At 60.9% G+C, this 20491-nt stretch carries 18 protein-coding genes; 4 read left to right on the forward strand and 14 right to left on the reverse strand.

Annotation, left to right across the window (positions count from 1 at the left end):
• Nucleotides 1-305: 305 nt before the first annotated feature.
• The 5 genes from SB765_RS21395 to SB765_RS21415 all read right to left on the reverse strand — a co-directional run bounded on the left by SB765_RS21395 (nt 306) and on the right by SB765_RS21415 (nt 5400).
• Entirely contained in the window at nt 306-1022 is a 717-nt protein-coding gene (locus SB765_RS21395; protein ID WP_043198088.1) for an ABC transporter ATP-binding protein, read from the reverse strand.
• Complete coding sequence (locus SB765_RS21400) at nt 1019-1894, reverse strand: ATP-binding cassette domain-containing protein (protein ID WP_063423426.1); 876 nt, start codon at nt 1892-1894, stop codon at nt 1019-1021. Before SB765_RS21400 ends, SB765_RS21395 begins: the two co-directional genes overlap by 4 nt.
• Nucleotides 1891-3192 (reverse strand): high-affinity branched-chain amino acid ABC transporter permease LivM, encoded by a 1302-nt coding sequence (livM, locus tag SB765_RS21405; RefSeq protein ID WP_016501862.1) that lies wholly within the window; start codon nt 3190-3192, stop codon nt 1891-1893. The genes SB765_RS21400 and livM overlap by 4 nt, the downstream gene beginning before the upstream one ends.
• 2 nt (nt 3193-3194) lie before the next feature.
• The gene (locus SB765_RS21410; protein WP_016489422.1) at nt 3195-4109 is read right to left on the reverse strand and encodes an ABC transporter permease subunit; all 915 of its coding nucleotides are present in this window, start codon (nt 4107-4109) and stop codon (nt 3195-3197) included.
• A gap of 154 nt (nt 4110-4263) precedes the next feature.
• On the reverse strand, nt 4264-5400 hold the full coding sequence (locus SB765_RS21415; protein WP_174370709.1) for a branched-chain amino acid ABC transporter substrate-binding protein: 1137 nt from the start codon (nt 5398-5400) through the stop codon (nt 4264-4266).
• Nucleotides 5401-5870: 470 nt separating this feature from the next.
• On the opposite strand from SB765_RS21415, the gene pncB reads away from it, so the two are divergent.
• Both pncB and nadE read left to right on the forward strand, forming a co-directional pair.
• Nucleotides 5871-7076 carry a nicotinate phosphoribosyltransferase gene (gene pncB, locus SB765_RS21420; RefSeq protein WP_341796899.1) on the forward strand — a complete coding sequence of 402 codons (1206 nt, stop codon included), beginning with the start codon at nt 5871-5873 and terminating at the stop codon, nt 7074-7076.
• Between the two features lie 3 nt (nt 7077-7079).
• Nucleotides 7080-7907, forward strand: coding sequence for an ammonia-dependent NAD(+) synthetase (nadE, locus tag SB765_RS21425; RefSeq protein WP_016501866.1), 828 nt, complete (start codon nt 7080-7082; stop codon nt 7905-7907).
• Between the two features lie 114 nt (nt 7908-8021).
• Here nadE and azu read toward each other — a convergent pair whose 3' ends face one another.
• A complete protein-coding gene (gene azu, locus SB765_RS21430; protein WP_016501867.1) occupies nt 8022-8471 on the reverse strand; it encodes an azurin in 450 nt (149 codons plus the stop codon).
• Between the two features lie 349 nt (nt 8472-8820).
• On the opposite strand from azu, the gene SB765_RS21435 reads away from it, so the two are divergent.
• Nucleotides 8821-9408, forward strand: coding sequence for a TIGR00730 family Rossman fold protein (locus SB765_RS21435; RefSeq protein WP_341796900.1), 588 nt, complete (start codon nt 8821-8823; stop codon nt 9406-9408).
• Nucleotides 9409-9536: 128 nt separating this feature from the next.
• Here SB765_RS21435 and SB765_RS21440 read toward each other — a convergent pair whose 3' ends face one another.
• Nucleotides 9537-11837, reverse strand: coding sequence for a YgiQ family radical SAM protein (locus SB765_RS21440; RefSeq protein WP_341796901.1), 2301 nt, complete (start codon nt 11835-11837; stop codon nt 9537-9539).
• Between the two features lie 186 nt (nt 11838-12023).
• On the opposite strand from SB765_RS21440, the gene SB765_RS21445 reads away from it, so the two are divergent.
• On the forward strand, nt 12024-12791 hold the full coding sequence (locus SB765_RS21445) for an RHS repeat-associated core domain-containing protein (RefSeq protein WP_341796902.1): 768 nt from the start codon (nt 12024-12026) through the stop codon (nt 12789-12791).
• Between the two features lie 156 nt (nt 12792-12947).
• On the opposite strand, the gene dnaB is transcribed toward SB765_RS21445, so the two are convergent.
• The 7 genes from dnaB to rnr all read right to left on the reverse strand — a co-directional run bounded on the left by dnaB (nt 12948) and on the right by rnr (nt 20143).
• Nucleotides 12948-14345, reverse strand: a complete 1398-nt coding sequence (gene dnaB / locus SB765_RS21450) for a replicative DNA helicase (RefSeq protein WP_341796903.1) — start codon at nt 14343-14345, stop codon at nt 12948-12950.
• A gap of 113 nt (nt 14346-14458) precedes the next feature.
• Entirely contained in the window at nt 14459-14905 is a 447-nt protein-coding gene (gene rplI, locus SB765_RS21455) for a 50S ribosomal protein L9 (RefSeq protein WP_012316464.1), read from the reverse strand.
• Nucleotides 14906-14925: 20 nt separating this feature from the next.
• The gene (locus SB765_RS21460; protein WP_043198105.1) at nt 14926-15789 is read right to left on the reverse strand and encodes a hypothetical protein; all 864 of its coding nucleotides are present in this window, start codon (nt 15787-15789) and stop codon (nt 14926-14928) included.
• 33 nt (nt 15790-15822) lie between these two features.
• Complete coding sequence (gene rpsR, locus SB765_RS21465; protein WP_003249563.1) at nt 15823-16053, reverse strand: 30S ribosomal protein S18; 231 nt, start codon at nt 16051-16053, stop codon at nt 15823-15825.
• A gap of 28 nt (nt 16054-16081) precedes the next feature.
• The gene (gene rpsF / locus SB765_RS21470; protein WP_003249557.1) at nt 16082-16507 is read right to left on the reverse strand and encodes a 30S ribosomal protein S6; all 426 of its coding nucleotides are present in this window, start codon (nt 16505-16507) and stop codon (nt 16082-16084) included.
• A 307-nt stretch (nt 16508-16814) separates the two neighbouring features.
• Nucleotides 16815-17561, reverse strand: a complete 747-nt coding sequence (gene rlmB, locus SB765_RS21475; RefSeq protein ID WP_016489436.1) for a 23S rRNA (guanosine(2251)-2'-O)-methyltransferase RlmB — start codon at nt 17559-17561, stop codon at nt 16815-16817.
• Nucleotides 17558-20143 (reverse strand): ribonuclease R, encoded by a 2586-nt coding sequence (gene rnr, locus SB765_RS21480; protein WP_341796904.1) that lies wholly within the window; start codon nt 20141-20143, stop codon nt 17558-17560. The genes rlmB and rnr overlap by 4 nt, the downstream gene beginning before the upstream one ends.
• Nucleotides 20144-20491: the final 348 nt, after the last annotated feature.

Genomic DNA, 20491 nt, shown 5'->3' on the forward strand with positions numbered 1-20491 from the left:
TTTTCCCACAGAGTTATCCACAGCTTTGGCATTGATTTCCAGGTGCTTTCGGGTCTGTGAAAAACCCTGAAAAGTCATCAACAGGAACCATGTGATCAAAAAATGATCGCATCGCTGCAGGGCTTGTAACCAAAGGGCTGGAGCGAGATGCCACCATGTTTTCCACAGGCGGCTCCACATTATCCGTGGACAAGATCAAGCCTGTGGAAACAAGGGCTTGCGAGGGGGTATTGGCGTGTATCGCGAATAAGGCGCGGCAAGTTGTCCACATGGGAATGGGGCTGCTTTGCAGCCCCGGATGTAACTCAGTGCCCGCCAAGATAGGCGTTGCGCACTTCCTCGTTGACCAGCAGCTCCTGCCCGGTGCCGGTCATGCGAATCTCCCCGTTGACCATCACATAAGCCCGGTCGGACAGCTTCAAGGCATGGTTGGCGTTCTGCTCCACCAGAAAAATGGTCATCCCGGTCTTGGCCAGCTCACGCAGGGTCGAGAAGATCTGCTTGACCACGATCGGTGCCAGCCCCAACGAGGGCTCATCCAGCAACAGCAACTTCGGCCGGCTCATCAGCGCCCGGGCAATCGCCAGCATCTGCTGCTCGCCACCGGACATGGTCATGGCCCGCTGGGTACGCCGCTCCTTCAGCCGCGGGAACAGTTCGTACATGCGCTGCATGTCTTCAGCGGCATGCTTGTCGCCGATGGGGATGGTGCCCATCATCAGGTTTTCCTCGACGGTCATGTCGGGGAATACCCGGCGTCCTTCCGGCGACTGGGCAATACCGTTGGAAGCAATGTAGTGCGACGACTTGCGGGTAATGTCGGTGCCGCGATAGACGATATGCCCGGATGCCGCCCGCGGCTGGCCGAAGATCGACATCAGCAGGGTGGACTTGCCGGCACCGTTGGCACCGATCAGGCTGACCGTCTCGCCTTCGTTGATGTGCATCGAAACCTTTTTCAGCGCCTGGATCGGCCCGTAGAACACGTCCAGGTCCTTCAGTTCGAGAATGGGTGCACTCATACCAGTTCCTCTTCATCTGCACCCAGGTAGGCGGCGATCACCGTCGGGTTGTGGCGGATTTCCTGCGGCGCGCCTTCGGCAATCACGTTGCCGTGGTCCAGCACCACGATATGGTCGGAAATGCTCATGACCATGCCCATGTCGTGCTCGATCAGCACCACGGTGATGTCATGCTCGTCACGCAGCACACGAATCATGCGGCTTAGGGCTTCGGTTTCCTGCGGGTTCAGGCCCGCCGCCGGTTCGTCCAGGCAGATGATCTTCGGCCGCGTGCACATGGCCCGGGCAATTTCCAGGCGGCGCTGCTGGCCGTACGACAGCTCGCCGGCCAGGCGGTTGGCGCAGTCAACCAGGTCGACCACTTCCAGCCAGTAGAACGCATGGTCCAGCGCGTCGCTTTCGGCCTTGCGGTAGGCCTTGGTGTTGAGCACCCCGGCCAGCAGGTTGCGGTTGACCCACATGTGCTGGGCCACCAGCAGGTTTTCCACTACCGACATTTCCTTGAACAGGCGGATGTTCTGGAAGGTGCGCGCCAGGCCTGCGCGGTTGACCAGGTGTGTGCCGCCGAACATCTTGTAATACAGGCGGTTGGCAAAGCGCGCCGGCGACACGAAGTCCGCCGCCTGGAAGCGCTCGCCAAGCAACTGGATGACGTTGGTGTGGGTGCCGCGCACGTTCAACTCGATGCGCCCGCCACTGGCCTTGTAAAAGCCGGTCAGGCAGTTGAACACCGTGGTCTTGCCGGCGCCGTTGGGGCCGATCAGGGCGAAGATCTGGTTGCGCCGGACCTTCAGGCTGACATCACTCAGCGCCTTGATGCCACCGAACTGCATCATCAGGTTGTCGACAGAGAGAATGATATCGTCGCTCATGGCGCCACTCCTTTACGCGGGGTCACACCGGTACGGCTGATGCGGATCAGCCCACGCGGTCGCCAGATCATCATCAGCACCATCAGCACGCCGAACAGCAGCACCCGGTATTCGGAGAAGCTGCGCAGCAGTTCGGGCGCCACGGTCAGCACGAACGCTGCAATCACCACGCCCACGGTCGAGCCCATGCCACCCAGCACGACAATGGCGAGGATCAGCGCCGACTCGAAGAAGGTGAACGACGACGGGTTGACGAAGCCCTGGTAGGTGGCGAAAAACACCCCCGCCAGGCCAGCCGTGGAGGCACCCAGGGTAAACGCCGAAAGCTTGACCAGCACGTGGTTCAGGCCCATCGAGCGGCAGGCGATCTCGTCTTCGCGCAGCGCTTCCCACGCGCGGCCTACCGGCATGCGGGTCAGGCGGTGCTTGATGTACAGCACGGCCAACACCACCAGGAACAGCACCGCGTAGATGAACACGAACTTGAGGTTGGCGTTGTAATCGAAGCCGAAGAACTCGTGGATCGGTACCCCGCCATCTTTGGCCCGGCGGCCGAATTCCAGGCCGAAGAAGGTTGGCGAAGGCGCCGGCATGCCGTTGGGGCCTCCGGTGAACGACAGCCAGTTGTTCAGCACCAGGCGGATGATCTCGCCAAAGCCCAGGGTCACGATAGCCAGGTAGTCACCGTGCATTCGTAGCACCGGGAAGCCCAGTATGCACCCCGCCAACGCGGCGGCGATGGCCGCCAGGGGCAGCACGCTCCAGAAACCCAGGCCGAGGTACTGGTAACCCAGTGCCAGGCCGTAGGCGCCAATGGCGTAGAACGCCACGTAGCCCAGGTCGAGCAGGCCGGCCAGGCCGACCACGATGTTAAGGCCAAGCCCCAGCAACACGTAGATCAGCCCGAGGATGACGACGGTCAGCAGGTACTTGTTGGCGAAGATCGGGAAGACGATGGCAATCACCACCAGCGCCGGGATGATGTAGCGCAAGCGCGACTTGTAGTCCGGCGCGTTCACATGCACGCCAGAGCCACCGTTATCGAAGCCCTGGAGCATGCGCACGCCAGCGGCGGTCTGCAGGTACAGGCTGAGTAGGAAGCGCCCCACCATCACCCCGCCGACCAGCCAGGCTACGCGGCGCGGCTCGGCATTGAAGGTGTAGCCGTCGAGCACCACGCCGACGACCGGGCCAAACACAATGAGTGCCAGCAGGCCGGCGACGAGGGTCTCCAGCAGGCTGCGTTTAAGGTCGAAACCCTTGGTTTCGGAAGCAGAGGCAGTTTTGGCAACGGACATGTTCACACCTTAGCCACGAGCGGGCGACCCAGCAGGCCTTGTGGGCGGAAGATAAGGATCATCACCAGCAGCGAGAAGCTGAACACGTCCTTGTAGTCGGAGTTGATCAGGCCAGAGAACAGCGACTCGGAAATCCCCAGGATGATGCCGCCAAGCATGGCGCCAGGCAGCGAGCCGATACCACCGAGCACTGCGGCGGTGAACGCCTTGATGCCGATGATGAAGCCGGCATAGAAGTCGAAGGTGCCGTAGTTCATGGTGATCAGCACACCGGCCAAGGCGGCCATTACCGCACCGATGACAAACACGTACGAAATCACCCGGTCGGTGTTGATGCCCAGGATCGAGGCCATCTTGCGGTCTTGCTGTGTGGCACGGCACATGCGGCCGAGCTTGGTGTACTTGATCACGTAGGTGAGCAGGCCCATGCCCACGAAGGCGGCGATCAGGATGAAGATCTTGGTGTAGGTCAGTTGCACGAAGCCGGTGCCGACTTCGACACGCAAGGCCCCTTCAAGCAGGGTGGGCACGCCTTGTTGGCGGGCGCCCTGGCTGATCTGTGCGTAGTTCTGCAGGATCAGCGAGATGCCGATGGCACTGATCAGCGGCGCCAGGCGGGTGGAGTTACGCAGGGGTTTGTAGGCGATGCGTTCGATGGTGAACCCATAGACGCCCGTGACGACGACGGTGAACAACAGCGTGCCCAACATCAGGAGCGGGAACGACTCGACGCCGAAATAGGCCAGCAATGCCAGGCTGATTGCCGCGAGGTACGCGGAAATCATATACACCTCGCCGTGCGCGAAGTTGATCATGCCGATGATGCCATAGACCATTGTGTAGCCGATGGCGATCAGGCCATAGACCGACCCGAGGGTCAGGCCGTTGACCAGTTGCTGCAGGAAAATACCATCCATAACGCAATCTCACCTGATTGAGATTGCACGAGCGCCGACCACGGCAGGCCACGGATAAAGCGGCCCCCGCAGTGCAGAACCGTGCAGATCTCCGAATAAAGACAGGTACCGCAGAGGCTTGGGCCCGGGCATCAGCCCGGGCCGTGGGCCGTTATTATTTTTGTTTTTCCAGCTGGTGGTATTTACCGTCTTTGTCCCACTGGTAGACCACGTAGTCGGACACGGTCAGGTCACCCTTGCTGTCCCACTTCTTCTCGCCCATCACGGTCTGCACCGGGTTGGCCTTGAGCCACTTGGCGGCGTCTTCGCCCTTGTTGGATTTGGAGCCATTGAAGGCTGCGGCCAGCGCTTGTACCGAAGCGTAGGCATACAGGGTGTAGCCTTCGGGCTCGGTACCGCCTTTGCGGAACTCTTCCACCACGGCCTTGCTGTCTGGCAACAGGCGTGGGTCGGCGCCGAAGGTCATGTACACACCATCGACGTACTGCTTGCCGCCGGCGGTGGACACCAGTTCGTCGGTGACGATGCCGTCATCGGACATGAACTTGACGTCCTTCAGGCCCTGCTCGCGCAGTTGGCGGACCAGCGGGCCGGCCTCTGGGTGCAGGCCGCCGAAGTACACCACGTCGGCACCGGTGGAACGGATCTTGGTAACCACGGCGCTGAAGTCTTTCTCGCCACGGGTCAGGCCTTCATACAGCACCGGCTTGACGCCGCGCTTCTCAAGCTGCGCCTTGGTCGCATCGGCCAGGCCCTGGCCGTAGGTGTCCTTGTCGTGCAGCACCGCGACTTTCTTGCCCTTGAGCACGTCGACGATGTAGTCACCGGCCACGATGCCCTGCTGGTCGTCACGGCCGCACATGCGGAACATGGCGCTGAGGCCGCGCTCGGTCACTTGTGGGTTGGTCGAGCCCGGGGTAATGGCGATGATGCCCGCTTCGTCATACACCTCGGACGCCGGAATGGTGTTGGAAGAACAGAAGTGGCCCACTACGCCGATCACTTTGTCCTGGTCGGCCAGGCGGTTGGCCACGGCCACGGCCTGCTTCGGTTCGCAGGCGTCATCGCCTTTGACCAGGACGATTTTCTCGCCGTTCACGCCACCGGCGGCGTTGATCTTGTCGGCCGCTGCCTGCGCACCTTTCATGTACTGCTCGCCAAACGCCGCGTTAGCCCCGGTCATCGGGCCCGCTACACCGATCTTGACGTCGGCCTGAACATACGAAGAAACACCTAGGGCCGTAGCTACGGCCAGAGCCAGGAAACCTTTCTTGTAAAACGTCTGCGACATGAGGTGGTGCTCCTAGAGTTTTTTTTTGGTTGGCACTACAACTTCTCAACCCTGTGCTCAGAGCAAGGGCCGTGCCATAGGTTTTGTCTTCCGGGAAAACACACTGCGCAGGTGCACTGCAGGCGACCGACGGCCTTTTCTTTATTGAGCGTGCAACCGTCTGCCGCGCGGCAGGCGCCACCACACGTACAGACAAGGAGCAACCGCCATGTGCCATCATTGCAACCCTGGCAAGTGTTTACGTGCAACCGCCCTGTAACAGCGGACGTCACCGAAGTGCACACCGCTGGTGCGCGACTGCTACAGGCGGCACCGTTTGAAGGCTAGCCGGTGCACGGAAAAACACCTCTGTTTTGGCACATACGCAGCCCTGTGGGAGCGCGTTCACCCGCGAAGAGGCCAGCCCAGACACAACAAGGCCCAAAAGGCTGGCACAATGTCGGCCATTCGCCGCTTCCGGAGCCCCCTTGATGAGCGAGAGCGCATTCGCCGAGCGCATCGTGCACAACCTGCTCGACACCGACTTCTACAAACTCACGATGATGCAGGGCGTGTTGCACAACTACCCGGACGCCGACGTCGAATGGGAATTCCGCTGCCGTAACGGCGAGGACCTGCGCCCCTACCTGGGCGAGATCCGCCACCAGCTCGAACTGCTCAGCGACCTCACCCTGGATGATGGCCAGCTGGCCTTCCTCGAACGCATCAGCTTCCTCAAACCCGACTTCCTGCGCTTTCTGCGCCTGTTCCGCTTCAACCTGCGCTACGTGCACGTCGGCATTGAAAACGACCAGCTGTTCCTGCGCCTGAAAGGCCCGTGGCTGCATGTGATCCTGTTCGAAGTGCCACTGCTGGCCATCATCAGCGAAGTGCGCAACCGCCATCTGCACCCGCACATGCGCCTGGCCGAGGCCCGCGACCAGCTGTACCGCAAGTTCGACTGGCTGCGCGCGCATGCCAGCGATGACGAACTGGCCAACCTGCAGGTAGCCGACTTCGGCACCCGCCGGCGCTTTTCCAGCCGTGTGCAGGAAGACGTGGTGCGGGTGCTGCGCGACGACTTCCCGGCCCGCTTCGTCGGCACCAGCAACGTCGACCTGGCATGGAAACTGGATATCAAGCCGCTGGGCACCATGGCCCATGAGTGGATCATGGCCCACCAGCAACTCGGCCCGCGCCTGATCGACAGCCAGATCGCCGCGCTGGACTGCTGGGTGCGCGAGTACCGCGGCCTGCTCGGCATCGCCCTGACCGACTGCATCACCATGGATGCCTTCCTTGGCGATTTCGACCTGTACTTCGCCAAGCTGTTCGACGGCCTGCGCCACGACTCGGGCGAGCCGGTGGCCTGGGCGGAGAAGGCCATTGCCCATTACCAGAAACTGGGTATCGACCCGATGACCAAGACCCTGGTGTTTTCCGACGGCCTCAACCTGACCCGCTCACTGGAGATCTTCCGTGCCCTACGCGGTCGCATCAACGTCAGCTTTGGCATCGGCACCAACCTGACCTGCGACATACCGGGTGTGGCGCCGATGAACATCGTGCTTAAAATGACCGACTGCAACGGCGCGCCAGTGGCCAAGATCTCGGATGAAGCTGCCAAGACCCAATGCCGTGACGAGAACTTCGTCGCCTACATGCGCCACGTATTCAAAGTCCCCAGCAAGGAGTAACCCATGCAAGCGGTTCAGCAAGAGATTGCCCAGGCGCTGAAGGTACAGCCGCCGTTCGCCGACGCTGCAGCGCTCGAGGCCGAAGTCGCCCGGCGTGTGGCGTTCATCAAGGATTGCCTGGCCAACGCCCGGCTCAAGACCCTGGTGCTGGGCATCAGCGGCGGTGTCGACTCGCTGACTGCCGCCTTGCTCGCCCAGCGCGCCGTGAATGAACTGCGGGCCGAAACCGGCGACAAGGCATACACCTTCATTGCCGTGCGCCTGCCCTACCAGGTGCAGCATGACGAGCATGACGCCCAGGCCTGTCTGGACGTGATCAAGGCCGATGAAGTGCACACCGTGGATATCGCCCCGGCGGTGCGGGCATTGGCCGCTGAAGTGGTGGAATTGAAGAACGGCTCGCCGACGCTGGTGGACTTCGTGGTGGGCAACGTCAAGGCACGTACCCGCATGGTTGCCCAGTACACCATCGCCGGGGCCCGCGCGGGCCTGGTGATCGGTACCGACCACGCCGCCGAGGCGGTAATGGGCTTCTTTACCAAGTTTGGTGATGGTGCCTGCGACCTGGCGCCCCTGAGCGGGCTGGTGAAGAACCAGGTACGGGCCATTGCACGCAGCTTTGGCGCGCCGGAGTCACTGGTGGAGAAGGTGCCGACTGCCGACCTTGAGGACCTGGAGCCGGGCAAACCGGACGAAGCATCACATGGCGTGACCTACCAGCAGATCGATGCCTTCCTGCATGGGTTGCCGGTTGATCAGGCGGCGTTCGATATCATCGTTGCTACCTACCGCAAGACCCAGCACAAGCGCGAATTGCCGTTCGCCCCGTAAAAGCTTCGCGGGCACGCCCGCTCCCACAGGATTTTCACTGCCCTTGAAAACAGTGATTAACCTGTGGGAGCGGGCGTGCCCGCGAATAGGCCCGAGAGGCCTACACAGCTGTCTTTACTTGACGACGACCTTGCCTTTCATCATCGAGATGTGGCCCGGGAAGGTGCAGAAGAAGCTGTAGTCACCACCGGCTTCCAGCTTGGAAGTGTCGAACTTCACTTCGGTCTCTTTTTCCGGTGCACCGATCATCGCGGTGTGGGCGATGATGTTGGCGTTATCTTCCTTCAGGTAGCCCTTATCGATGCCCTGGGTCATACCTTCAGTGGCAATGCCCTGCATGTCGGCAGTCTTGCTGATCACCAGGTTGTGGCCCATGACGTTCTTCGGCAGGTTGCCGGAGTGGGTCAGTTTGACGGTGAATTCCTTGCAGCTCTTGTCGACGGTGAATTCTTTGGTGGTGTAGGACATCTGGTCCGTCGATTCGACAGTCACCGAGCATTCGGCTGCAAAGACAGAGGCGCTGGCGAGGGTCAGCAGGGATACCGCTACAGCTTTCGCAAACATCATGAATCTCCTTGGCAGGGTTTTATCAATTGCGAGACTGCCTGAAACCGTTCAGCCCCTTGCTGATATGGGTCAAGGGGGTGTCAACAGGCCAGCCAGTAGAATTGTTCAATGGATTGTATACAACCAATCTAAGAGCACATCATGCCCTTTTAATAGACGATGGGACAACCTCTCATTTAGGAGCAATACCAAATGCCCATCTCTGCATTTATCAACAGCCTGCTCGCCGCCTATGCCCACGGGGCAACGGGCGCCATCTGCGAATTCTCCCGCCCGGAATGAACGTGGCCTTGGAAGCGACGGGCATGCGCCGTACCCTGACCACCTGAGTGACAGGAGATGAGCAATGCCCGTACGTTCCGTTTGTGTGTTCTGCGGCGCCAGCATCGGCGCCAACCCTGCCTACCGTGAAGCAGCCATCGCACTTGGCCAGGCCATTGCGCGCCGCGGCCTGACCCTCGTCTATGGCGGTGGCGCGGTCGGCCTGATGGGCACCGTTGCCGACGCGGCCATGGCGGCCGGTGGCGAAGTGATCGGAATCATTCCCGAAAGCCTGATGAACGCCGAAATCGGCCACAAGGGCCTCAGCCGCCTGGAAGTGGTCGACGGCATGCATGCGCGCAAGGCACGCATGGCCGAGCTTAGCGATGCCTTCATCGCACTGCCGGGTGGGCTGGGTACGCTGGAAGAATTGTTCGAGGTATGGACCTGGGGGCAACTGGGCTATCACGCCAAGCCGTTGGGGCTGCTGGATGTGAACGGCTTCTACACGAAACTGGGCGGGTTCCTGGACCATATCGTCGAAGAAGGCTTTGTGCGGCCGCAACATCGGGCGATGTTGCTGCTGGGGCAGCAGCCGGACGCGCTGCTGGACGGGATGGACAGCTTTGTGGCGCCGGTGGTGCCGAAGTGGGTCGACAAGCAGCCTGACTAAAGCTGAGATTTTTGGGACCGCTTTGCGGTCCTTTCGCGGCACAAGGCCGCTCCTACAGGGAATCGCGGTTTCTTGTAGGAGCGGCCTTGTGCCGCGAAAGGGCTGCAAAGCAGCCCCAAATAGATCAATCAGCGCGGAATAACGGGCTGACGCGGCTTCTTGTTGCCCTTGCCGCCCTTGGCTGCTTCCTTGCGCTCCTTGGCCGCCTGCTGGTTACGCGCAAACGCCTCGGCCTTGGCCTTCTCACGCTTGTCCCACGGCTTGCTGCCATCGCTACCACGCGGCGGCAGGCCGGTGTGCTGGGTGAGGATCTTCTGGTCCTTGCCCACCTTGTGGCTGCCCGCTGGGGTCGAGTTCTTGCGGCGCGCGCTCTGGTACGTGTCGGACTGCGGCTGGTGCAGCGGAATCAGCTGGTGCTTGCCCGGCCCGATCAGGTCGGCGCGGCCCATACGCTCCAGCGCTTCACGCAGCATCGGCCAGCCCTTCGGGTCGTGGTAGCGCAAGAACGCCTTGTGCAGGCGGCGTTGCTCGTCGCTCTTGACGATCTCCACCCCTTCACTCTTGTAGGTCACTTTACGCAGGGGGTTCTTGCCCGAGTGGTACATGGCCGTGGCCGAGGCCATCGGCGACGGGTAGAACGCCTGCACCTGATCAGCGCGGAAGCCGTTGCCCTTCAGCCACAGGGCCAGGTTCATCATGTCTTCGTCGGTGGTGCCCGGGTGCGCGGCGATGAAGTACGGGATCAGGTACTGCTCCTTGCCCGCCTCTTTCGAATACTTCTCGAACATACGCTTGAAGCGGTCGTACGAGCCGATACCAGGCTTCATCATCTTGTCCAGCGGGCCACGCTCGGTGTGCTCCGGGGCAATCTTCAGGTAGCCGCCCACGTGGTGGGTAACCAGCTCCTTGACGTACTCCGGCGACTCCACGGCCAGGTCGTAGCGCAGGCCCGAGGCGATCAGGATCTTCTTCACACCTGGCAGGGCACGGGCCTTGCGGTACAGCTCGATCAGCGAGCTGTGGTCGGTGTTGAGGTTTTCGCAGATACCCGGGAACACGCACGACGGCTTGCGGCAGTGCTTCTCGATTTCATGGCTCTTGCAGGCGATGCGGTACATGTTGGCGGTCGGCCCGCCAAGGTCGGAGACCACGCCGGTGAAGCCCGGCACCTTGTCGCGCATCTCTTCGATCTCGTGCAGGATCGACTCGTGCGAGCGGTTCTGGATGATGCGGCCTTCGTGCTCGGTGATCGAGCAGAAGGTGCAGCCACCAAAGCAGCCACGCATGATGTTCACCGAGAAACGGATCATCTCGTAGGCCGGGATGCGCTCCTTGCCATAGGCCGGGTGTGGCACACGGGCGTAGGGCATGCCGAACACGTAGTCCATTTCTTCGGTGGTCATGGGGATGGGTGGCGGGTTGAACCACACATCCACTTCGCCATGCTTCTGCACCAGGGCGCGGGCGTTACCCGGGTTGGTCTCCAGGTGCAGCACGCGGTTGGCGTGGGCATAAAGCACCGGGTCGTTACGTACTTTTTCGAACGACGGCAGGCGGATTACCGACTTTTCCCGGGTCACGCTCGGGCTGTCGAGAATCTGCACGACCTTGGCTTCGTTCGGGTCTTCCTGGTCGCCCTTGGCCTGCTCGATGGCGCAGGCCTGGGTGTCCTGGGTGTTCACGTACGGGTTGATGATCTTGTCGACGCGGCCCGGGCGGTCGATGCGCGTGGAGTCGATCTCGTACCAGCCCTGCGGGGTATCACGGCGCACGAACGCGGTGCCGCGGATGTCAGTGATGCTCTCGATCGTCTCGCCACTGGCCAGGCGCTGGGCTACCTCGACCACCGCACGCTCGGCGTTGCCGAACAGCAGGATGTCGGCGCTGGCGTCGATCAGGATCGAGTGACGCACCTTGTCCTGCCAGTAGTCGTAGTGGGCGATGCGGCGCAGGGAAGCCTCGATGCCACCGAGTACGATCGGCACATGCTTGTAGGCTTCCTTGCAGCGCTGGCTGTACACCAGGCTGGCGCGGTCCGGACGGCTGCCGGCCAGGCCACCTGGGGTGTAGGCGTCGTCGGAACGGATCTTCTTGTCTGCGGTGTAGCGGTTGATCATCGAATCCATGTTGCCCGCGGCCACGCCGAAGAACAGGTTCGGCTCGCCAAGCTTCATGAAGTCGTCTTTCGACTGCCAGTTCGGCTGGGCGATGATGCCCACGCGGAAGCCCTGGGCTTCCAGCAGGCGGCCGATGATGGCCATGCCGAACGACGGATGGTCGACGTAGGCATCACCGGTCACGATGATGATGTCGCAGGAATCCCAGCCGAGCAGATCCATCTCCTGCCTGCTCATTGGCAGGAAAGGTGCTGGCCCGAAGCATTCGGCCCAGTACTTGGGATAGTCGTAGAGTGGTTTGGCTGCTTGCATGTCAGTGACCGGTTCTGGTGTGCAGGGAAATCGCGGGCGCGGAATATAGCACAAATTTTGACCAAATCCGACGATGGTGGTCGGATGTTTTACCTGTAGCCTTTGCACCTGCCAGATTTGACAGTTTCGTCCGGCTCAGGGCAACGCTAGCATTGCAACTGCATCGGCATCATCAAAGGCTCGGACATGAAAATCTCGCCTACCACCTCTTGCCTGACCGCCGCGCCACCGAGACTGACGCAACGAGCTTTCAGCGCTTACGGCTGCAGCGTCAGGGCCAATACCGCCATAGGTTTCAAAGGCGAATATCAGGAGCCTTTTACTGATCAGTACCTATTGGGTAATGGCTATCGTAGCTACAGCCCTGGCCTGATGCGATTCACCTGCCCGGACAGGGAAAGCCCTTTTGAAACAGGAGGATTGAACTGCTATGCGTTTGCCCTCAATGACCCGATCAATGGCAGCGACCCTACAGGAAAGGCTCCAGAATTTGGCACCCTACTAGGCAGAACGCTATCGCAGAAGGCTTATCGTGGGAGGGTTTTCGTTGAATTCGATGGAGTCGTCGCCTTTATGGAGCAACAACCAAACGGGTACAGGCCATCGACCTTGTATATCAGCGCCCATGGCGCACCAGGTTCGGTGATCGGCAGTAGCAAGGACGGGTACAACGCTGCGCGTCTTTACCGACAGCTGGATCGTGATATTGATATGTCGGGTCGGCCAACTCATTTTCTGAGCTGTCACTCCAGCGCGCCTGCCCCGCAGTCCGGTACGTCACTCATCGAGGATATGAGCAAATTGACTGGAGCAGCTTCCTCCGGTTATGCAACCCGTGTGTCAGTAACCAGAGCTAGGAACGGCGATGAATTTATCGCATACAAACATTTCAAGCTATTACCCGGCTTCACTTCAACCAAAGTCACGATCGGTACGATCAGGGATCCCAAATAAACTACACCGAGCCTTGCCCCTTCTGCGGCCGGAGTTGACCGGCCGCTATTTGGGACACCGCCGCAGGGGCTTTTAAGTCTCGAAAGAGCAATCATAGGGCAGTTGTTCTTGGTCACCGTCGAGGCGAGCGAAAGGTGTCGCGATACTTAGTCAGGCTTATTCGTCGTCATCGAAGTTGTACATCCCCGGCGCCAGGTTCTCGAAGCGGGTGTACTTGCCAATAAATGCCAGGCGTACGAAACCGATGGGGCCGTTACGCTGTTTACCGATGATGATTTCCGCAATCCCCTTGTGCTCGGTCTCGGGGTGATAAACCTCGTCCCGGTACACGAACATGATCACGTCGGCGTCCTGCTCGATTGCACCCGATTCACGCAAGTCGGAGTTCACCGGGCGTTTGTTGGGGCGCTGTTCCAGGGAGCGGTTCAGCTGCGACAGGGCGATGACCGGGCAGTTGAACTCCTTGGCCAGGGCCTTGAGCGAGCGGGAGATTTCAGAAATTTCGTTGGTGCGGTTGTCACCGGAAGAGCCCGGGATCTGCATCAGCTGCAGGTAGTCGACCATGATCATGCCGATTTCACCGTGCTCACGCGCCAGACGACGCGTGCGCGCACGCATTTCCGACGGGCTGATGCCAGCGGTATCGTCGATGAACAGCTTGCGGTCGTTGAGCAGGTTGACTGCGGAGGTAAGCCGCGGCCAGTCGTCGTCGTCCAGCTGGCCGGAACGCACCTTGGTCTGGTCGATACGGCCCAGGGACGACAGCATACGCATGATCAGCGATTCACCTGGCATCTCGAGGGAAAACACCAGCACCGCCTTTTCGCTGCGCAGCACGGCGTTTTCCACCAGGTTCATGGCGAAGGTGGTTTTACCCATCGACGGACGGCCGGCGACGATGATCAAGTCGGCTGCCTGCAGGCCGCTGGTTTTCTCGTCCAGGTCGGTGTAGCCGGTAGAAATACCGGTGATATCACTGTCGGAGTTGAACAGCGTATCGATACGGTCGATAGCCATGGTCAACAGCTCGTTGACGCCTACCGGGCCGCCGGTCTTTGGCCGTGCCTCGGCGATCTGGAAGATCTGCCGCTCGGCATCGTCCAGAATCTCTGCAGCGTTGCGCCCCTGCGGGTTGAACGCGTTGTCGGCAATATCGGTGCTGATGCTGATCAGCTGGCGCAGTGTGGCCCGTTCGCGAATGATCGCGGCGTAGGCCTTGATGTTGGCCACCGACGGGGTGTTCTTGGCCAGTTCGGCCAGGTACGCCAAGCCGCCTACCTGCGAGGACAGGCCTTCCTTGTCCAGCTGCTCGTGCAGGGTCACCACATCAAATGGCTGGTTGGCATCAGCCAACTTGTGCACGGCGCGGAAGATCAGCCGGTGGTCATGCCGGTAGAAATCGCCGTCCGACACCTGGTCCAGCACTCGCTCCCAGGCGTCGTTGTCCAGCATCAGGCCACCGAGCACGGCCTGTTCGGCCTCGATGGAATGCGGCGGCACCTTCAGGGCGGCGGTTTGCAGGTCAAGCTGTTCGGAGGTGGTGATCTCGTTCATGGCCACGAAAGAATTCTGGAGGATGAAAAAGACAAAGGGCACGGCCTGCATAAAACAGGACCGTGCCCGATGTTAACCGCCTGACCCGCAAGGAGCCAGCCAGTTAGCGCAGCTTAGGCAGCTACGACAACCACGCGTACGGTGGCTTCAACGTCGCTGTGCAGGTGCACGGCTACGTCGTATTCGCCAACCTGACGGATGGTGCCGTTCGGCAGACGAACTTCAGCTTTGGCCACTTCAACGCCGGAGGCGGTCAGGGCGTCAGCGATGTCGTGGGTGCCGATCGAACCGAACAGCTTGCCTTCGTCGCCAGCGGTGGCAGTGATGGTCACTTCCAGCTCGGCCAGTTGGGCAGCGCGGCTTTCAGCCGACGATTTACGGTCAGCAGCTGCTTTTTCCAGCTCGGCGCGACGCTCTTCGAACGCAGCCAGGTTGGCGGCGTTGGCAACGGTGGCCTTGCCGAATGGCAGCAGGAAGTTACGGCCGTAACCAGCCTTAACTTTTACTTTGTCGCCCAGGTTGCCCAGGTTAGCGACTTTTTCCAGCAGGATCAGTTCCATTTGGTAAAACCTCTTAACTTTTAACCTTCACCGTTCGCGGAGTCATTCCCCTTGGGGGACTTGCGACCGCGAAAATCAATCAGGCTGTCGACAATGGCCAAAACCACCAGCAACGGATAAATCAGCTGCATGATCAGCGGTAGCGTCACGTACATGCCCACCAGCCAGAAACCGGCCAGTCGGCCCTGTGCCACCAGCCCGTGCATCAAAGCGATGCCGGCCAGTACCAGTACCAGGCTCGAAGCCGATGCCAGGATGATGAACTGCGGCCCGATAAACGGAGCCACCACCATCACTGCCACCAAGACCGCCATGGTCTGTTTTGGCAACTTCAGGGCGCGAAACTCGCGACCGAAGCCTCCAGGGTTGTACAACGCTGCCTGCCAGTAGCGCGCCAGCACCAAGGCCAGCACACTGAACAATTGCACCGTCACTGCTGTGGAAGCGACCAGCACAGGGCGGATCAGCTCACCGGAGAGCACGGGTTGCCCCTCGATTTTCGGCATGGCTTCGGCAAACGCCTTGGCCAGCACATCGAAGGTTTGCGCCAGCGCCAGATCGAGCACGAGGCTGAAAGCCACGGCGAACACGGCACTGACCACCAACACCCGGCTCCAGGGATGCTCGGCTCGCAACAGGGCGGCCAGGCTCAGGGCTCCTGCAATCACCAGAAAGGTGATGGGATCGCCCATGACCCACACAGCCAACCCGGCCAGCAGGCCGCCGGCGATGACCGTTGTAGCATCCTTGAAACCACGCCGCAGCAGCACAAAGCTGCATGCAGCGGCACTCAACCAGAACAGCAGCGGCAGTACCGCGCTGATGACCACCACGAGGGTGGCCTGCACACGACCGCGCATGATGAAACTTGCTAACGCTCGCATGCTAATCCCTTACTGCTTGTCGACGACCCGGTCTCAGCGGCCGTGGCTGTCGGTGTAGGGCAGCAGGGCCAGGAAGCGGGCGCGCTTGATAGCGGTAGCCAGCTGACGCTGATAACGAGCTTTGGTACCGGTGATGCGGCTTGGAACGATCTTGCCGGTTTCGGATACGTAAGCTTTCAGGGTGTTGAGATCTTTGAAGTCGATCTCTTTCACGTCTTCAGCAGTGAAGCGGCAGAATTTACGACGACGGAAGAAACGTGCCATTTAATAGGCTCCTCTAAAGGTCCGTGGATTACTCGTCAGCGTTATCGCTGGAGTCGCTGTCATTGCTGTCGTCGCCTTCGGCGGAGTCAGCATGCTCAGGACGCTCACGACGCTCACGGCGCTCGCTGCGGTTTTCTTCAGCCTTCAGCATCTCGGACTGGCCGGTAACGGCTTCGTCGCGACGGATGACCAGGTTACGGATAACGGCATCGTTGTAGCGGAAGTTGTCTTCCAGCTCGGCCAGGGCCTTGCCGGTGCACTCAACGTTCAGCATCACGTAGTGAGCCTTGTGAACATTGTTGATTGCGTAGGCCAGTTGACGACGGCCCCAGTCTTCCAGGCGGTGGATTTTGCCACCGTCTTCTTCGATCAGCTTGGTGTAACGCTCAACCATGCCGCCGACTTGCTCGCTCTGGTCCGGGTGAACCAGGAAGATGATTTCGTAATGACGCATGAATGCTCCTTACGGGTTAGTAGTCTGCCAGCGTATCTGGTCAGACAAGGAGTGAATGACACTGTATGTCTTGCACGGAGGGGAGGCACATGAGCGCCTGCCAGCTCGGCAAGGGGCGCAATTGTAGAGAAGGCGTGGCGCACAAGCAAGGCAATTGGCGAATATTTGAACAGTCTGAAACATATTCAGAATGCATCACCCCCCATTCGCGGGCACGCCCGCTCCCACAGGTTTACTGATGCCTCTGGCATTGCAGATTACCTGTGGGAGCGGGCGCGCCCGCGAATGGGCCGGAACAGGCTGAAGATCAGCGCTTGGCCTGGCGTTGACGCACGGCTTCGAACAGGCAAACCCCGGTGGCCACCGAAACGTTCAGGCTGCTGACGCTACCGCCCATCGGCAACTTCACCAGGAAGTCGCAATGTTCACGGGTTAGCCGGCGCATGCCTTTGCCTTCTGCGCCCATGATCATCACCAGAGGCCCGGTCAGGTCCTGCTGGTAGATCTCCTGCTCGGCCTCGCCGGCGGTACCCACCACCCACAGGCCACGCTGCTGCAGTTTCTCGAGCGTGCGCGCCAGGTTGGTCACGGCCACCAGCGGAATCACCTCTGCCGCGCCGCACGCCACCTTGCGCACCACAGGCGTCAGGGTCGCCGACTTGTCCTTGGGCACCAGCACCGCCGTGGCACCGGCCGCATCGGCCGTGCGCAGGCATGCGCCGAGGTTGTGCGGGTCGGTAACACCGTCCAGCACCAGGATCAGCGGCGGCGTTTCGGTGCGCTCGAGCAACTCTTCGAGCATCAATTCGCCCCACACCTGGCTTGGGCTCACCTCGGCGACAACGCCCTGGTGCACGCCTTCAACCCAGGCGTCCATCTCACGGCGCTCGGCCTGGCCAACCTGCACACGGTTTTCTGCAGCCAGCGCCAGCAGGGTCTGCAGGCGTGGCTCGCTGCGCCCTTCCGACAGCCAGATCTGTTTGACCCGCTTCGGATGGTGCTGCAGCAACGCCTGCACGGCGTGCACGCCGTAGATCTTTTCCAGCTGACTCATGACTTGCTCTTGCTCTTGCGTGGCGCGCCGGACTTCGGCGGGCCTTTACGGTGCTTGGTCGGCTTGCCGGCGGCCTTGCCACCTTTGTCCGACTTGCTGCTGGACGAGCCGCCGGTGCGGGCATCGCTCATCAGCGCCTTTTTCATTTCACGGCTTTTGCGCACTTCGGCGTTACGCTGCACGGCGTCTTTCGGGAAATACGCCTCGGAGGTTTCGCTCTTGCGGCTGCGCGGCTTCGGCGTGGCCCGGGCCTCGACCGGTGCTGGCTCGGGTTTGTCGGCTTTGTCGGCAGCCGGCGCGGCGCCGCGCTGCTTGCGGCCAATCGGCGCAGCAAGCGTCTTGTCGGCCACTTCGAAGTCGATCTTGCGCTCGTCCAGGTCAACACGCATGACCTTGACTTCAATCGTGTCGCCCAGGCGGAAGCTGCGCCCGGTGCGCTCACCGGACAGGCGGTGGTGGACCGGGTCGAAGTGGTAGTAGTCGCCCGGCAGCGCACTGACGTGCACCAGGCCTTCTACATAGATATCGGTCAGCTCGACGAACAGGCCGAAGCCGGTCACCGCGGTGATCACGCCTGGGAAGGTTTCGCCCACGCGGTCCTTCATGTACTCGCACTTGAGCCAGTTGACCACGTCACGGGTGGCTTCATCAGCCCGGCGCTCGGTCATCGAGCACTGCTCGCCAAGCTGCTCGAGGGTGTTTTCGTCGTACGGGTAAATGCGCGCCTTGGGGATGCTCATGGCGCCGGCACGCTTGACGTGCGGGGTGTCGACCTTGGAACGGATGATGCTGCGGATGGCGCGGTGCACCAGCAGGTCCGGGTAACGGCGGATCGGCGAGGTGAAGTGGGTGTACGCCTCGTAATTCAAGCCGAAGTGGCCGTTGTTTTCGGTGCTGTACACCGCCTGGCTCAGCGAGCGCAGCATTACGGTCTGGATCAGGTGGAAATCCGGGCGCCCGGCGATGCTCGCCAGCAGGGCCTGGTAATCCTTCGGCGACGGGTCTTTGCCCTTGTGCAGGCTCAGGCCCAGCTCGCCCAGGAAGGCACGCAGTTTTTCCAGGCGCTCCGGCGGCGGGCCGTCGTGCACGCGGTACAGTGCCGGCACGCCGTGCTTCTGCAGGAACTCGGCGGTGGCCACGTTGGCCGCCAGCATGCATTCCTCGATCAGCTTGTGGGCTTCGTTGCGCACGGTCGGGCGAATTTCCGCGATCTTGCGCTCATCGCCGAAGATGATGCGAGTTTCCTGGGTCTCGAAGTCGATGGCACCGCGGGTGTGGCGGGCATCCAACAGCACCTTGTACAGGTTGTACAGGTTCTTCAGGTCAGGCACGACCGCCTTGTACTCCTCGCGCAGCGCCTTGCCCTCACGGGTGCGGGCGTGCTCGAGCATGCTGCTGACCTTGTTGTAGGTCAGGCGGGCGTGGGAGTGGATGACACCTTCGTAGAACTGGTAGTCGACCATCTGGCCGGCTTTGTTCATGGTCATTTCACAGACCATGGCCAAGCGGTCGACGTGCGGGTTCAGCGAGCACAGGCCGTTGGACAGCTCTTCGGGGAGCATCGGCACCACACGCTCGGGGAAGTACACCGAGTTACCGCGCTGCTGGGCCTCGACGTCCAGGGCCGAGCCAAGGCGCACGTAGCTGGACACGTCGGCGATGGCCACATACAGGCGCCAGCCACCGGAGAACAGGCGCAGCTTGCCCAGCGGTTCGCAATAGACAGCGTCATCGAAGTCGCGGGCGTCTTCACCGTCGATAGTGACGAACGGCAAATGACGCAGATCGACGCGCTTCTCTTTGTCTTTGTCTTCGACTTCGGAGCGGAACTTGCGCGCTTCCTTGACCACATCTTCGGGCCAGACGTGCGGGATGTCGTAGCTGCGCAGGGCAACGTCGATTTCCATGCCCGGCGCCATGTAGTTGCCGATGACTTCTACCACGTCGCCTTGTGGCTGGAAGCGCGGCGTTGGCCAGTGAGTGATCTTGATCTCGACGAACTGGCCGATCTTGGCACCACCGTTACGCCCGGCAGTCACCAGCACTTCCTGCTGGATCTTCGGGTTGTCCGGGGTTACGTAGCCGATGCCGCCTTCTTCAAAGTAGCGGCCGACCACGCTTTCGTGGGCACGGGAGATGACCTCGACGATCACGCCTTCACGGCGCCCACGGCGGTCAGTACCGGAAACACGCGCCAGCGCGCGGTCGCCGTCGAAGGCCAGGCGCATCTGCGACGGGCTGAGGAACAGGTCATCGCTGCCATCATCGGGAATGAGGAAACCAAACCCATCGCGGTGGCCGGAGATACGGCCGCAGATCAGGTCGAGCTTGTCCACCGGGGCATAAGTGCCGCGCCGGGTATAGATAAGCTGGCCGTCGCGCTCCATGGCACGCAGGCGGCGGCGCAGGGCTTCGATCTGGTCTTCTTCATACAGACCAAACTCTTTCGCCAGCTCCTCGCGCGCGGCGGGCTCGCCGCGGTCGGCAAGGCGCTGCAGGATCAGCTCACGGCTGGGAATGGGGTTGTCGTATTTTTCCGCTTCGCGAGCGGCCTCGGGATCGAGGGATTGCCAATCGGCCATCAGAAGGGGTTCACCTTGGGGTATATAGATATGAATTCTGGCATAGGCCTATTGAAACCGGAAATGTCTGCCTTGGACAGCCCCCACTGCTGTGCATCCAGAACGGTAATAGGCCTGTGGAATCAACAAGTTGAATTTTTTGAAATTTTTTTTGATTGGGGGGTTTACAGCCTTGGGGAGCGTCCGTATAGTGCGCACCACAACGACGGACAACCCCGACGTTGTAGTAGAGATGAACGGCGCTGTAAAGCATCTTTTAATCTCGAATGTGTGCCCAGGTGGCGGAATTGGTAGACGCGCTGGTTTCAGGTATCAGTGACCGCAAGGTCGTGGAAGTTCGAGTCTTCT

The organism is Pseudomonas sp. SIMBA_067 (genome assembly GCF_046534675.1).
Lineage (GTDB): Bacteria > Pseudomonadota > Gammaproteobacteria > Pseudomonadales > Pseudomonadaceae > Aquipseudomonas > Aquipseudomonas putida.

What these genes read in the sequence shown, in the direction of transcription:
- rpsF (WP_003249557.1), bottom strand. Translation starts at nt 16,507, where the DNA reads ATGCGTCATTACGAAATCATCTTCCTGGTTCACCCGGACCAGAGCGAG.
- azu (WP_016501867.1), bottom strand. Translation starts at nt 8,471, where the DNA reads ATGTTTGCGAAAGCTGTAGCGGTATCCCTGCTGACCCTCGCCAGCGCC.
- SB765_RS21460 (WP_043198105.1), bottom strand. Translation starts at nt 15,789, where the DNA reads ATGCGAGCGTTAGCAAGTTTCATCATGCGCGGTCGTGTGCAGGCCACC.
- rnr (WP_341796904.1), bottom strand. Translation starts at nt 20,143, where the DNA reads ATGGCCGATTGGCAATCCCTCGATCCCGAGGCCGCTCGCGAAGCGGAA.
- SB765_RS21415 (WP_174370709.1), bottom strand. Translation starts at nt 5,400, where the DNA reads ATGTCGCAGACGTTTTACAAGAAAGGTTTCCTGGCTCTGGCCGTAGCT.
- livM (WP_016501862.1), bottom strand. Translation starts at nt 3,192, where the DNA reads ATGTCCGTTGCCAAAACTGCCTCTGCTTCCGAAACCAAGGGTTTCGAC.
- SB765_RS21440 (WP_341796901.1), bottom strand. Translation starts at nt 11,837, where the DNA reads ATGCAAGCAGCCAAACCACTCTACGACTATCCCAAGTACTGGGCCGAA.
- pncB (WP_341796899.1), top strand. Translation starts at nt 5,871, where the DNA reads ATGAGCGAGAGCGCATTCGCCGAGCGCATCGTGCACAACCTGCTCGAC.
- rlmB (WP_016489436.1), bottom strand. Translation starts at nt 17,561, where the DNA reads ATGAGTCAGCTGGAAAAGATCTACGGCGTGCACGCCGTGCAGGCGTTG.
- SB765_RS21435 (WP_341796900.1), top strand. Translation starts at nt 8,821, where the DNA reads ATGCCCGTACGTTCCGTTTGTGTGTTCTGCGGCGCCAGCATCGGCGCC.
- rplI (WP_012316464.1), bottom strand. Translation starts at nt 14,905, where the DNA reads ATGGAACTGATCCTGCTGGAAAAAGTCGCTAACCTGGGCAACCTGGGC.
- SB765_RS21395 (WP_043198088.1), bottom strand. Translation starts at nt 1,022, where the DNA reads ATGAGTGCACCCATTCTCGAACTGAAGGACCTGGACGTGTTCTACGGG.
- rpsR (WP_003249563.1), bottom strand. Translation starts at nt 16,053, where the DNA reads ATGGCACGTTTCTTCCGTCGTCGTAAATTCTGCCGCTTCACTGCTGAA.
- dnaB (WP_341796903.1), bottom strand. Translation starts at nt 14,345, where the DNA reads ATGAACGAGATCACCACCTCCGAACAGCTTGACCTGCAAACCGCCGCC.
- SB765_RS21410 (WP_016489422.1), bottom strand. Translation starts at nt 4,109, where the DNA reads ATGGATGGTATTTTCCTGCAGCAACTGGTCAACGGCCTGACCCTCGGG.
- nadE (WP_016501866.1), top strand. Translation starts at nt 7,080, where the DNA reads ATGCAAGCGGTTCAGCAAGAGATTGCCCAGGCGCTGAAGGTACAGCCG.
- SB765_RS21400 (WP_063423426.1), bottom strand. Translation starts at nt 1,894, where the DNA reads ATGAGCGACGATATCATTCTCTCTGTCGACAACCTGATGATGCAGTTC.
- SB765_RS21445 (WP_341796902.1), top strand. Translation starts at nt 12,024, where the DNA reads ATGAAAATCTCGCCTACCACCTCTTGCCTGACCGCCGCGCCACCGAGA.